The sequence below is a fragment of the Stieleria sp. genome (assembly GCF_041595215.1).
In the GTDB taxonomy this organism is placed as follows: Bacteria; Planctomycetota; Planctomycetia; order Pirellulales; family Pirellulaceae; genus Stieleria; species Stieleria magnilauensis.
Window position 1 is genome coordinate 1 of record NZ_JBFHKV010000096.1, and the last position, 13,504, is coordinate 13,504.

A 13,504-nucleotide genomic window follows, 5' to 3' on the forward strand; every position below is an offset into this window, starting at 1 on the left:
CCGAACAGGTCGTCCATCGGTTCTTCGGCTGGCGGTGCGGCGTCGGCGGGCGCTTCCGTCGCGGGCGCGTCGCCGAACAGATCATCGAGTCCGCCGTCGGCCGGCGCGGGCTCTTCGGCTGCCGGCTCGGTCGCCGGTGGCTCGGGCTCGGTTGCCGGGGGCTCGGGCTCGGTCGCCGGGGGCTCGGGCTCAGTCGCCGGGGGCTGGTCAAACGGAGTGGGTTCTGCGACGGCGGGTTCGCTTTCGGCGGGCATGGTTGCCGCTTCGTTGGTTTCCGCTTCGGCGGCCGGCGGTTCTGGCTCAGTGGCAGCCGGCTCGGGCTCGGGTTCCGTCGCCGGTTCTGGTTCGGGCTCGGGTTCCGTCGCGGGCTCGGGCTCGGGTTGGGTCGCCGGTTCTGGTTCGGGCTCGGGTTCTGCAGCCGGTTCCGGCTCGGGTTCTGCGGGCGGCTGGGGAGTCGGCGGAGCCTCGAAGGTGGCTGAGTCGCCTGGGGTGGTGCTCATCGGTGCGGTTTCGTGGGCCGCGGGCGCGGCACTTCCACAGCAATCGGCGGACACGACTGGCGAGCAGGGAATCGTTTCGCATGCCGGGACGGGATCGCAGCAAACGACCGGAGCCGGATCGCAGCAGATCACCGGAGCGGGATCGCAGCAGGTGACCACGGGAGCGGGACAGATTGGCTGGGAAACACAAGCCGGTTCCGGGCAGCAAACCTCTGCACATGAATCAGACGAGTTTCCGCGGAGGCGTTTGAGTAAGCCGCCGGCCGATGCAGGGCCGACGCCGAGCATCACGGTCAAGCAGACGACCAGGGTCCACTGAAATACGTTTCGGACCTTTCGATTCATGGTTTTGGGCTCCTGAGCGGCCGATGTGCCGCACGAGACACGCGGATGTTGTGGGAAGATTCGGAAAGCGGTAATGGCGTCGCCGAAAACGGCGAATGTGAGAACCGACCATGCTAATTCGCCCAAAATCGCGTCACAAGCAGATAAACTGGGCAAATTGCTCTTGTTCTCCATCCACGAGAACGTCGCAATCAGTCTGTCGGCAGCCTCAGCATAGGCGATAAAACCAAGCTCTGTAGAACAAAGGTCGGGGCGCGTGCTGTAATACTTCCAGCGACGTGTCTTTCCAATCTCACCCGATTCGCCCTCTCCAAACGATTCCAACTGTATCATGTTTCGCCTGGTTCAAGGACTGTTTTCGTCGATGAGCCTGGAGCGAAAGTGCCTGCTCTTCTTCGGGTCGGCCTTCACGCTGCTGATGTGCGGCGCGTTCTTGGTCGTCCAGACGCTCGGTAACCGCTTGGTCCAGCGGACGACACAGCAGCGGGCCCAAGACTTGGCCGATGCCGAGCTGATGCTGCTGCACAGCGACGCCAAATGGGCCCAGACCAGCAGCCCCGAAGCGATCGCGGCCAACCAGCCGATTCTCGCCGGTCTGCGGGCAGAGATGCTCGCCAAAGACATCGAATTCGAAATCCTGGGGCTCGAAGACCAGGTGGCGTACACCAACCTGCCCCCGATCTCGCCGCCGGAGGACCCCGCCGAACTGAAACGTCTGCGGACGCTGGAGCCTCAATTTCGCAGCCAGCTGGCCCGTCGCATCGCCCAGCAGCAACCCGACATCTCCGAGTCGATCGACTTGGGCGAAAACGAATCGATGAGCATGATCGGGCTCGGCACGTTGCCGGTGCACCAGCAGCTCGGACCGGTCGACGGCCGCTACATTTACTATCGCCCCGTCTTTCCGAAACTGACCTGCATCACCTGCCATGCCCCCGAAGGCGAGAAGGCGGCGTTGGCCACGTCGGGCACTCCCACCGAGCAAGCCAGTTTGGCGCCGTTTCGGGTGATCCGCGTCAGCATGCCCTACAAGGACACCGAAAACCAAACCACCTGGATCAGCTCGATCGTTGTCGCCTTGGCCTTGTTCATCGTCGCGGCGACGCTGTACATGCTGCACGCGTTGATCCGCTACCTGGTTCTTGAACCGCTGTACCACTTGCGCGACGTCAGCGATTCGATCACCCATGGTGACGTGACGCAGCGTGCGGTGATCGAATCGGAGGATGAGTTTCGCGAGCTCGCGGACGCCTTCAATCGAATGTTGCGGGGAATGTTGGAAAGCCAGGAAAAAGAAAGGATCATCAACGCGGAACTCGATGGCCGCGTCGATCAGCTCGCCCAGCTGAACTGGCAACTCTATGAAGCCAACCGCGTCAAAAGCGACTTCATGGCGAACATGAGTCACGAGCTGCGCACACCGCTCAACAGCATCATCGGTTTCTCCGATGTCTTACAAGGGATCGACTCGCTGACCGACAAACAGCGGCGTTACGCGCAGAACATTCAAAAGAGCGGACGCCTGCTGCTGGAAATGATCAACGACATTCTGGATCTGGCCAAGGTCGAAGCGGGGAAAATGGAGGTCCGGCGGAATGAATTCGACCTCGGCCGCCTGGTCACCGCCCAGTGCGACATGATCGGATCGCTGTCGGAGGAAAAAGACATCTCGCTGACCGTCGACGTCCCCGACGATCTGCCGACCGCGTTTCAGGATCCCAACAAGCTCGGTCAAATCGTCAACAACCTGCTTTCCAATGCGATCAAGTTCACGCCCGAAGGCGGCATGGTGACCGTCCGCGTGGTCGATCTGTCCGGCGGCATCTCGACCGGACGGTTCCGTCTGTTGATCATCGACACCGGCGTGGGGATCGCCGAAGAGGATCAATCGGTGATTTTCCAGAAGTTCCGACAGAGCCGGAAAGTGCTCGACGGCGAAGGGCTGACCCGCGAATTCGCCGGCACCGGCTTGGGGCTCTCGATCGTCAAAGAACTGGCAAAACTGCTCGGCGGCGAAGTCGGTTTTGAAAGTGAACTCGGACGCGGCAGCACCTTTTGGGTCGAATTGCCGTGGCGATTGAGCGACGAGACGATTCAACTGGCCGCTGAACTCTCGCAGCCACGCGGATTGCCCGCACCGACCAAGGGCACCGTCGGTGACGTGACCGGCGACATGGTTGCCAAGTAGCAACGCCACCGGTCGTGGCGACTGCGTTCCCCGTTGACAGCACCGGCGATCACCGAAAGACTCTCTCCCGATGAAACCAGTTCAACTCTTTACCGACGGCGCGTGCAGCGGAAACCCCGGACCGGGTGGCTGGGCGTTTATCTTGCGGTGCGGCAAAACCGACAAGGAACTCGAACGCGCCGCCGGCGATCCCCAGACGACCAACAACAAGATGGAACTGCAGGCGGTGATCGAAGGGCTCAAGGCCTTGAAGGAACCGTGCGAAGTCACCTTGTATGCCGACAGCAGTTACGTGCTGCAGGGGATGCAAAGCTGGATGAAGGGCTGGAAGAGTCGCGGCTGGAAACGAAAAGACGGCTCGAAACTCGTCCCCGTCAAGAACGTCGAACAGTGGCAGGAACTGGATCGGTTGATGCAAAAACACCAGATCAAGTTCGAACACGTCAAAGGCCATTCCGGCCATCTGGAAAACGAACGCTGTGACCAGTTGGCCGTCGCCGCGTATCAACGCTATCTGGTCAAAAAGTAGGTGCTTCTGATGAGCGACACTCCGTTGACGGACAAGACCGTGCTGATCCTGGTCGGAGACATCTACGAGGATCTGGAACTGTGGTATCCCAAACTGCGGTTGATCGAAGCCGGTGCGTCGGTCACCGTCGCCGGCCCGGAGGCGGGGCGTTGTTACGCCGGCAAGAATGGCTACCCCTGTGTCTCCGACGCCCGGATCGACGAGATGGACGAAGCGACCTTCGACGCGCTGGTCGTTCCTGGCGGATTCATGCCCGACAAATTGCGGCGTGATTGCGTCGTGCTCGATTTGGTCCGGGCCTTCAACGACGCCAAGAAACCGATCGCCGCGATCTGTCACGGCGGCTGGATTCCGATCTCCGCCGGTGTCTACCGTGGCATCAACGTGACCGGATCACCGGGGATTAAAGACGACCTGATCAACGCCGGCGCAAACTACCAAGACGCCGCGGTGGTGGTCGATCAAAACCACGTGACCAGCCGCCGGCCGGATGATCTGCCGGATTTCTGCCGCGAATTGATCAAGCTCTGCAGTTAGGGATCCGTCGCACCTTGGTTTTCGGGTAGGCGGTAGTGGACGAGACGACGAGTCCTTGCCAAGATGCCGACTACAGAGGACTCGCCCAAGTGTCCGCATGGAGCGGACGGACGGAATCAGCCCTTGCGACCAAGCGACGCAGCGCCGAGCGCGCCGATCCCGCAAACGACGGCCAGGCCGGCCGTGATCACCGCGTTCCACCCCCATCTGGCCTTTTCGGTGACAACCGCGTGGTAGGTATACGGTGACACCATATCGAGTGAGCGGACTTCCATGTCTTCGAAATCCAGGACCACCGACGCGGGTTCGACACGGGCGTAGCTTTCTTCGATCTCGGCCAGATGCGATTCCGTGGTGGTGGTCGTCTCGATCATTGCCCAGCGAACAGTGTTGTATCCCGCCCCCAACAGCAGCGCGACGGCAATCAGGCCGAGCAGCAGAAACGCGATGGTGCTGCCGCCCGAGGGTGCCGTCGCGGTCGCCCGGTCTCGGTCGTCCTCGACTTGCGGCAATTCCCGCAACTCACCCAGTTTTGGAATCGCCACATCGGCGTGACAGTGGGGGCATTGCATGCTGTCCCCCGCCTGTGCAGGGGTGACCGTCAGTTCAGCGTGGCAATTTGGGCAAGATAGCAAGTGCATCGGCGAAAATATGAAGAAGTTTTGAAGTTGTTGCGGGTGGACCCGACTGGCGACCAGACTAAAATCTTAGACGTCCTCGATCACACCACATTACACGCCGCTCCCACACCGAACTGGTTGCACGTCGCAGTGCGAAATGATTCGTCACTCGCCCAAGATTGCAATCACGACGCCTGTCGGACATCCCCGATGACCCGCGGTTTAATAACGAACTACTTTGTTCGTACCAGCAATCCGATGGATTCGGATTTGCGATTCACCTTTGTGGCGTGAACACGTCGGGAACGGCCAGGAAGGCGAGGGTCGAAGTCCATTACGAGCAACGGTTGACGCATTCCAGAAACGAATCTCCATCAGTCGGTACAAGTAGGTATCGGTACAAGTAACTAAAGTATCGGTACAAGTCAGTAACTGTACGTGAGCACAAATCTGATGGTTCGATTTCGGGACGCTGGGAAGCGTCGTTAACCGTCGCGGAGTAAAGACAGGGGGCATACTTGGGGAAAATTTGCACGGGAAGAGGAGAAATGGGAGCAGCGCGAGCGCGCCTTCTCGCTCCCGGCAAAGTCAACCAATCACGGCCAACTGGGACAACTGGAAAGTTTTTCCAATTAGCCGAGGCCACCAGGGAAACGTAAGGGGGGTGGTAGAGTTTCACCAGCGAATTTGAATCAGACACCGTTGGATAGCTCGCCATGGTTCCCGGCGATGTGGGTTGGTCACGATCAACCCGCCAGCTGAACTGGAGTAAATGGTTTGGTGATTTTCACCAAAACCCCCTACGCCGAACCGACACACCGATCATTATTCATTACAGATATCCTGCACTGTTCCTCTTGGAGTTTTAGTTTTGTTCGACACCCTTTTGGACGAATTTGAAGACGTCGCCGCACATTCCGCCGAGGCGGTCACCGGTGGCTTTCGCAAACTTCCTGTTGATGAGAACGAGGAGGATGGTGGCGTGGGCTCGCCTTCGCAAGTGGCCGAAGGCGAAGTCCAATTGGACAGTCCCGATGAGTTGTTAGCCGTTGAAGAGGCGGAAACCTGGTCCGATGACCCGGTGCGGATGTACTTGACCCAGATGGGTGAAATTCCCTTGCTGACCCGCCGTCAAGAAATTGAGTTGGCCAAGCGGATCGAAGAGACCCGGCGCCGCTTCCGCACCAAGTTGCTCGAAAACCACTACGTGCTGGTCGAAGCCTACAAGACGCTGAAGAAGGTTTATCGCGGCCAATTGCCCTTCGACCGAACCGTCCAGGTTTCGGTGACCGATCGGCTCGAAAAAGAGCAGATCATCGGACGGCTGCCGCACAACCTGCTGACGCTGCAAACGTTGCTCAAACGGAACAAGCACGACTGGAAAGTCGCGCTCAGCAAGAGTGCTTCCAAGCGCCGTCGCGCCGAAGCGTGGCGTGCCCTGGCACGTCGTCGACGTCGAGCCGTCCGGTTGATCGAAGAACTGGGGCTACGAACCCAGCGGATCGAGACTCGGATCGATTTGCTCGACAAATTTAGTCGCCGGATTTCCGAAATCGATTCGCTGATCCGCGATCAACGGCGGACCAAGCACGGCCGCGAAACCCGCGATGCATTGCTTCACGAACGTCGCCAAATCCTGACCGCGTGTCAGGAAACGCCGACCTCGCTACGCAATCGGGTTCGCATGCTGAAAATGGTCTACGCCGAGTACCAGCAGGCCAAGCGGGAGTTGAGCGAAGGAAACCTGCGGCTGGTCGTCTCGATCGCCAAGAAGTATCGCAACCGCGGTCTGTCGTTTTTGGATCTGATCCAAGAAGGCAACGCCGGCTTGATGCGAGCGGTCGACAAATTCGAATACCGCCGTGGGTTCAAGTTCTGTACCTACGCGACTTGGTGGATTCGACAAGCGATCACCCGTGCCGTCGCCGACCAGAGCCGAACCATCCGGATTCCGGTTCACATGGTCGAAACGATGAGCCGCGTTCGCAACGTCGCTCGGCAATTGCTGCAAGAACTCGGTCGTGAACCCACGATCGAAGAAACTGCACGCCGGGCCGATGTGACCGTCGAAGAAGCACGCCGAGTGCTCACCATGAGCCGCTTCCCGATTTCGCTGGACCGTCCGGTCGGCAACAGCGAAGACAGCCAGTTCGGCGACCTGCTGCCCGACGGGACCGCGGAAAGCCCCCAGATCGGCGCCACGCAAGAAATGCTCCGCGACCGAATCACCAACGTGCTCAAATCGCTCTCCTACCGCGAACGCGAAATCATCAAGCTCCGCTATGGGCTCGGTGACGGATACAGCTACACGCTGGAAGAGGTCGGGCACATTTTCAAGGTGACCCGCGAGCGGATTCGTCAGATCGAAGCCAAGGCGGTTCGCAAGCTGCAGCAACCCAGCCGCAGCCAAGACCTGGTCGGGTTCCTCGATTAGCCGCATCCGGCGTACGCCGTGGAACAACTCTGTGAAGCATTTTTTAGCGGTAGGGCGCGAGCCCTCCGGTGTTTCGGTGACGATGGCGAACCGGAGGGCTTGTGCCCTTCCGCTAAAACCTCGTCAAACACAGGAAATAAAAGCTTCACCGCGTTACCTGTTGAGCAAGCTGGAAGCGTACGCCACTTAGCCATCCCGAAAATCAGGGCGACGATTGAAAAATCGCCGCCCTTTTTTTTCGCCACACGCGGCAGTTCAACGGCACAGGGGAACGGCATTCGGTCGTCACCACGCAAATGGCTGCCCCGCCGCGTTCGCTCGTGCCCAGGTTTGGATTAGACTCCTCCTGCCTCTCACGCTCTTCTCTCTCCGACAGCTGATTTCAATGCCGACCGTCGCCGAGGTCCTCTCGCAGGGCTGGAAAGTTCATCAAGCCGGCAAGATCGATGATGCGCTGCGTTTGTATCAGCACGTCATCAAGCAGGCCCCCCGCAACCCCGAAGCGCATGTCTATCTCGGTATCGCGCTGTTTGACCAGCGGCAGTACGGCAAATCGATCCGCGCCTATCGCACCGCGCTGGCACTCAAGGACGAATTCCCGATCGCATGGAACAACCTCGGCAACTCCCTTCGCATGACCGGCGACGTCCAGGAGAGTGATGCCTGTTTCGAAAAGGCGTTGTCGCAGGATCCCAAGTACCTGTCGGTGTACAAGAATCGCGGCACGCTTTGGATCTGGTCCGGCGAAATCGAACGCGGGCTTCGGTGGTATGAAAAGGGGCTGCAAATCGCACCCGATGATCCCGAGTTGCATCGCAACCTGGGCGTGATCTATCTGTTGTTGGGCGACTTCGATCGTGGCTGGCCGGAATACCGTTGGCGATGGAAGATGGGCGGATTGCGCCGTCCCCAATCGCGCGCCCCGCTGTGGAAAGGGGAGCCGATCTCAGGGCGTTCGATCTTGCTGTATCCCGAACAAGGTCGCGGGGACGAGATGCATTTCATCCGGATGGCCAGCGTGTTGGCGGCCGACGGGGCTCGCGTCGTCGTGCAGACCGATCCGCAAATGATCCCGCTGTTTACGTCCGTCCGAGGCGTGCAGACGCTGCTGCCGGTGGGAAGCCAATTGCCGCCGGTGGATTTTCAGGCGTCGTTTATCGATGCCGTCGATGGCTGGTACCAGGCGACAGGCAGCTTGCCGTATGCCGCCAAAAAGTTTGCCGAACGGGACGACCTCAGCGGTTACCTAAATGTCTCCGACCCGTTGGTCAGCTACTGGGATCGCTGGATGGAAAAAAACGCGATGGGCAAGGACCATCGAAAACGCATTGGGATCGCTTGGCAAGGCAACCCGAAACACCATGCCGATGTCTACCGAAGCATCCCGCTGGAAACATTTCGACCGCTCGCCGAAGATAAGAATCTGAACCTGATCAGTTTGCAATTTGGTTTCGGCAGCGAGCAACTCGATCAAGTCGATTTCGGCGACGCCATCGACCGATTGCCCGCTGACACCGACACCAGTGGCGGCGCCTTCACCGACACCGCAGCCGTCATGAAAAACCTGGATCATGTCATCACCACCGACACCTCGGTCGCGCACTTGGCCGGCGCCCTGGGTGTCCCGACCACGGTGATGCTGGGGCGGGTCCCCGATTGGCGTTGGTTGTGCGACGGAGACCGCACCGAATGGTACCCCAACATGCGGTTGGTGCGACAACGTGAAATGGGCCACTGGAACGACGTCGTTGGGCAAGCCCATCAGTCCCTGATGTCGAATGAGCCGTAGTGCATGCTGTGCATGCCGATGATCTTAAAAAGTGGCGTAAGCTTCCAGCTTGCGAATCCAACACCGCAAGCTCGACGGCGAGTGGACTTGTTGCACGTGAGATTTGCGAGGACTGTGAGCTGACCCTGGATTGCGGCAACCTTTTTCCCTGAACTTTCCCACTATCCGACTGGCAACTTGATGACACACCACCGATTCGCGAGCACGATTGCCGTTGCGTTTCCACTTACTGCAATTGCATTCGTCGCGTTCGCACTTGCGACTTTCACTCATGCCGCCGAACCCGCTGGTTCACCCACCCGCCTCGAAGCCAGGGCCAGTGAAATCGATCCCCGCTGCCAAGCCCATCCTGAAATCGGATTTTTGATCGAAGACGCCAAGGGCCGACCGGCTGACGTGCAACATGCGTCGGTTGACACGAACGTCCCTGCCAAGGGCAAACTGGTGATCTGGTTGATGGGCAATAACACCGCGCTGTTTGATCGTCTCAACAGCTACGGGTTACACGTGATCCGGCCGCACTACGCCAACCGCTGGTTCTCCCTCTGTTGTCGCGAAACACCGGTCGGGGAACACTGTCGTGGCAACATACGTCTGGAAGCAGCGACGGGCGAAGACTTTAGCGACGAAGTCGACATCCCGAAGCCCGATGGCATGATGGAACGCTCGCTTCAGTTCGTCCGCTGGCTCAGCGAGAAACATCCCGAGGGCAACTGGGATCAGTTCTTGACGGAGGACCGTTCGCAGCTTCGATGGGAAAACGTGATCATGTCGGGCAGTTCGCACGGATCGACCACCGCGGCCCGCTTCGCAAAGCATGTGAAGGTCAGTCGAGTCGTGGCGTTGTGTGGTCCGCGAGATCAGCATCAGGTTTGGCAAGCCCTGCCTTCGGCGACACCCGAAAACCGCTACTTCGGGTTTTCGCACGTCCTGGACGGGGGTTGGACCGGCGACCACTACTGCCGCAGCTGGGAATTGTTGGGGATGCACAAGTTCGGCCCGATCGTGAACGTCGATCAGGCGTCACCGCCGTACTCCAACACCCGTCGGCTGATCACGGATTTCGATGTCGGCGGCGACGCGGGCCGTGCTCACAGCAGCGTCCAGCCGGGCAGCCGAGCCTACAAGAACCCGGCCGACGGTTCGTTCATGCACGAAGCCGTCTGGCGTTACCTCTACACGCACCCCGTCGATCAAGTCGGTGAAGCGACTCCGCCGGATGAGAGCTGCGATAAAGAGCAGCGACAGTGAGCCGGCGATCAAAAGAACCGCGCCAGCGTCTTTTCGCTCGGTTTCGGGGTGACCAAGGACACCACGATCATCGTCACCAGCGAACTGGCCAACATCACGACGACCGGCATGATCTCGTACTCTTCACCACCCAGCGGCAACTTCAACACGAACGTTCGCAACGCGTCTTGCTCCAGTGCTTGATAGAACAATACGCTCCAGCTGACGATCGCCGCACAGATTCCGCTGATCGCACCGGCTGCCGACAGGCCACGCCAATAGAGCGCGGCAAAGACGATCGGGAACAGTGCACTGAATCCGCTAAAGCACCAGACTCCCATCGCAAACACGCTCTTCACGTTGCCCAGGCTGAGCAGATAGGTGATCGCGACGATTCCGATGATGAACAATCGGGTGTAGAGCACCTGTTGAGCATCGGTGACGTTTTCTTTGCCCTTGTAATGCGTCAGTACGTCGTTGGTGAAGATCGTGCCGATGCAGAGGAACTGGCTGTCCAGGCTGCTCATGATCGCCGCCAAGATCCCCGCGGCCAACAAGCCACCGAGCACTTTGCCGGTTTGCGTCTTGACCAGGAACGGCAAAATCGTGTTCGGATTGCTCGGTAGCGGTGGTTTCGCCGGAATCAAATCGCCCGTCGCCCAAATGCCGACCAGCACGCAGGGCACCCAAACGATCATGATAAAGATCGGGTGACAGATCACCGGAACCTTAAACGTGTTGGCGCTTTTGGCGGTCATCCAGTGTTGGAACAGGTGGGGGAACATGCCCACCGAGAGCGGAATCAGCAGGTACGTGAAAAACTTCGTCTTGCTCATCTCCATCCGCGTGATCTTTTCTTCCGGGACCGATTCGGCCAACGCGTTCAGGTTCGCCATCAAACCGTCTTGCCCGCCCAAACGTGACGCGATGACATAAAACGTGACCACGCCCAGGATCATGAACACGATCGTCTGCAGCGTGTTGGCCCAGGTGGTCCCACGCATGCCGCCAAAGAACACGTAGACCAGCACCACCACGCAAATCACCAGCGATCCCAGCCACGGCGGAACTCCACCGTTGAGTGCGATGATCGGATTGCCGTCCGGCGTGTAGGCCTGAAACATCTCCAGGTTCGGTGCCAGGCCAGCGGTCAACGATTGGATCACCGTTCCGCTGCTGATCACACCGATCAACAGGTAGGGCACCACCAGTCCGACCAGGATCGGAAACAGCAGCAAACCGATGAAGTCGCTTTCGAGCCGATCGCGAAAGAATTCGATTTGCGTCGTGTATTTGTGTCGCCGCGCGAATTTCCAAACCTTGACGCCGATCAAGAAGAAACACAGCGAGTGGATGATGCCGCTGCTACTGGCCAGCATCCCGTAGACGCCGATGCCTTCCTTGAAAGCTTCGCCGCTGCTGCCGACCAACGCGAACGCCGTCATCGTCGTCCCGAACAGACTCATCAACAACAGGAATGGGCCGATCGAATGGCTGGCGACCTGGTAGTCTTCTTTGGTGCCCTTGAACAGTCGACTCGACGACAGCCCGAGCAGCAGCAACAAACCCAGGTAGATCAGGATGATGATTAATTGGGGGAGTCCTGGATGGTTCACGATGCCGCCTCCTCGGTTGAAGAGACGTCGCCGTTTTCATCCACTTCGTCGGGAAGCGGCCAAGCGATCACCGTTGCCAACGCCCAGGTCAAACTGGCTCCGATCGAGATACAGGCGTGCCAAAACAAGCCGATCGGCATGAAACCGAACACCAGCGTGTCATCGGTCCAAAACCAGTTGTCCTGGTGCAGTATCAGCAACAACACCACCAACGCGGCAATGATCCACATGCCGTTGGATTTCTGAGTCGTGGAACTCGTCATTGAATATCCGATCGAAAGTCGTTTTCTGAGGCGGGAAACGGGGTGGGCGAGCCCAAGAGTGTACTCCGTCAGCCAGGGTCGCTGGTAGTCGGGGCGAAATCGCCGATTCGGCCTGCATCCGGCCCGCAGCCACCCGCGAGAGAGGCTTCTAGCCTGTCATCCATCCACCAGTGGGATAGGCTTCCAGTCGGCCGCTCCGCCAATCCCCGCACCTATCCCGCCGGGACAGGTCTGTTATTCTCGGATAATCCTGCAACCGAACGAACAACACCCCACGACAGACCCTGTACCCCACGAACGACTCCGTGCAATCGACCCACGATCTCATCGCCACCTGCGCCTTCGGACTCGAAGCGATCGTCCGCCGAGAGTTGGAAACCCTCGGCATGGAGGCTTCGATCGGCGAATCTGGGCGGGTGCACTTTCGCGGCGACCTGGAAACCGTCGCCCGGGCGAACCTGCAGTTGCGCTGCGCCGACCGCGTGTTGCTTCGCGTCGCCGAGTTTCCTGCCGCGGATTTCGACGCCCTGTTCGAAACCGTTCGCGCGATCCCGTGGGGGGATCTGCTGCCGATCGACGCCGCATTTCCCGTCACCGGGCGGTCCATCAAATCACAACTTTCCAGCGTCCCGGCGTGTCAGCGGACCGTCAAACGCGCCGTCGTCGATGCCATGATGCGCGATCATGCGACCACGACGTTGGATGAAACGGGCCCCCCGTTCAAAATCGACATCGCGCTGCTGAAAGACGTCGCGACGGTGACCATCGACACGACCGGCCGCAGTCTGCATCGCCGGGGGTATCGCACCGATATCTCACAGGCCCCCCTGAAAGAAACGCTGGCCGCGGCAATGGTGCTGCTCAGCTTTTGGAAACCCGACCGTCCGTTGTTGGACCCGTTTTGTGGCAGCGGCACCATTCCGATCGAAGCGGCACGCATCGGGCACAACATCGCGCCCGGCATCGATCGCGAATTCATCTTCGAATCCTGGCCCACCGTCCCGCCGACGCTGTTGCCGGATCTGCGCAGCGAAGCGCGGGCCGCACAAGTCGATTCGATCGAGGAACGGATTCTGGGCAGCGACATCGACGGACGCGTCCTCCGCGCGGCTCGTGACAACGCCGCCCGCGCCGGCGTCGCCGATTCGATTCACTTTCAACCCGGCGATGCACTGAAACTGACCAACCGACGTCGCTTCGGCTGCCTGATCACCAACCCGCCCTATGGCCAACGTCTTGGCGAAGACCGAGAACTCGACACGCTGTACCGATCGCTTCCCGAAGTGCTGCGTGGGTTGCCAACGTGGTCGCACTACTTTCTGACCGCCTATCCGAATTTCGAGGCCGCGGTGGGGCGACAGGCCGACCGGCGCAGGAAACTCTACAACGGCCGGATCGAATGCACCTACTATCAGTTCCATGGCCCCAAACGCGTCGTCGGCCAGCAGGTTGC

General features: G+C 59.5%; 10 protein-coding genes and 1 pseudogene. 7 read left to right on the forward strand and 4 right to left on the reverse strand.

Features of this window, described 5'->3' with window-relative positions:
• Positions 1-500, reverse strand: a pseudogene (locus ABX749_RS06010) (hypothetical protein); the annotation flags it as partial.
• 676 nt (positions 501-1,176) lie between these two features.
• Between ABX749_RS06010 and ABX749_RS06015 the strand changes: the two are divergent.
• The 3 genes from ABX749_RS06015 (at position 1,177) to ABX749_RS06025 (ending at position 4,099) form a co-directional block, all read left to right on the forward strand.
• Entirely contained in the window at positions 1,177-3,033 is a 1,857-nt protein-coding gene (locus tag ABX749_RS06015; RefSeq protein WP_145220454.1) for an ATP-binding protein, read from the forward strand.
• A 70-nt stretch (positions 3,034-3,103) separates the two neighbouring features.
• On the forward strand, positions 3,104-3,562 hold the full coding sequence (gene rnhA / locus ABX749_RS06020; RefSeq protein WP_095742236.1) for a ribonuclease HI: 459 nt from the start codon (positions 3,104-3,106) through the stop codon (positions 3,560-3,562).
• A gap of 9 nt (positions 3,563-3,571) precedes the next feature.
• Entirely contained in the window at positions 3,572-4,099 is a 528-nt protein-coding gene (locus ABX749_RS06025; protein ID WP_372895182.1) for a type 1 glutamine amidotransferase domain-containing protein, read from the forward strand.
• Positions 4,100-4,215: 116 nt separating this feature from the next.
• Here ABX749_RS06025 and ABX749_RS06030 read toward each other — a convergent pair whose 3' ends face one another.
• On the reverse strand, positions 4,216-4,671 hold the full coding sequence (locus tag ABX749_RS06030; RefSeq protein WP_372895183.1) for a hypothetical protein: 456 nt from the start codon (positions 4,669-4,671) through the stop codon (positions 4,216-4,218).
• Positions 4,672-5,590: 919 nt separating this feature from the next.
• On the opposite strand from ABX749_RS06030, the gene ABX749_RS06035 reads away from it, so the two are divergent.
• The 3 genes from ABX749_RS06035 (at position 5,591) to ABX749_RS06045 (ending at position 10,193) form a co-directional block, all read left to right on the forward strand.
• A complete protein-coding gene (locus tag ABX749_RS06035) occupies positions 5,591-7,153 on the forward strand; it encodes a sigma-70 family RNA polymerase sigma factor (protein ID WP_145220447.1) in 1,563 nt (520 codons plus the stop codon).
• 385 nt (positions 7,154-7,538) lie between these two features.
• Positions 7,539-8,942 carry a tetratricopeptide repeat protein gene (locus ABX749_RS06040; protein ID WP_372895184.1) on the forward strand — a complete coding sequence of 468 codons (1,404 nt, stop codon included), beginning with the start codon at positions 7,539-7,541 and terminating at the stop codon, positions 8,940-8,942.
• A 180-nt stretch (positions 8,943-9,122) separates the two neighbouring features.
• The gene (locus ABX749_RS06045) at positions 9,123-10,193 is read left to right on the forward strand and encodes a hypothetical protein (RefSeq protein WP_372895185.1); all 1,071 of its coding nucleotides are present in this window, start codon (positions 9,123-9,125) and stop codon (positions 10,191-10,193) included.
• An 8-nt stretch (positions 10,194-10,201) separates the two neighbouring features.
• Here the strand turns inward: ABX749_RS06045 and ABX749_RS06050 are convergent, their stop codons facing one another.
• On the reverse strand, positions 10,202-11,791 hold the full coding sequence (locus tag ABX749_RS06050) for a sodium:solute symporter family protein (RefSeq protein ID WP_372895187.1): 1,590 nt from the start codon (positions 11,789-11,791) through the stop codon (positions 10,202-10,204).
• Entirely contained in the window at positions 11,785-12,051 is a 267-nt protein-coding gene (locus tag ABX749_RS06055; RefSeq protein WP_145220441.1) for a DUF3311 domain-containing protein, read from the reverse strand. The genes ABX749_RS06050 and ABX749_RS06055 overlap by 7 nt, the downstream gene beginning before the upstream one ends.
• Before the next feature lie 305 nt (positions 12,052-12,356).
• Between ABX749_RS06055 and ABX749_RS06060 the strand changes: the two genes are divergently transcribed.
• Positions 12,357-13,504: class I SAM-dependent RNA methyltransferase (locus tag ABX749_RS06060; RefSeq protein ID WP_372895186.1), on the forward strand; the 1,148-nt coding region annotated here is incomplete at its 3' end.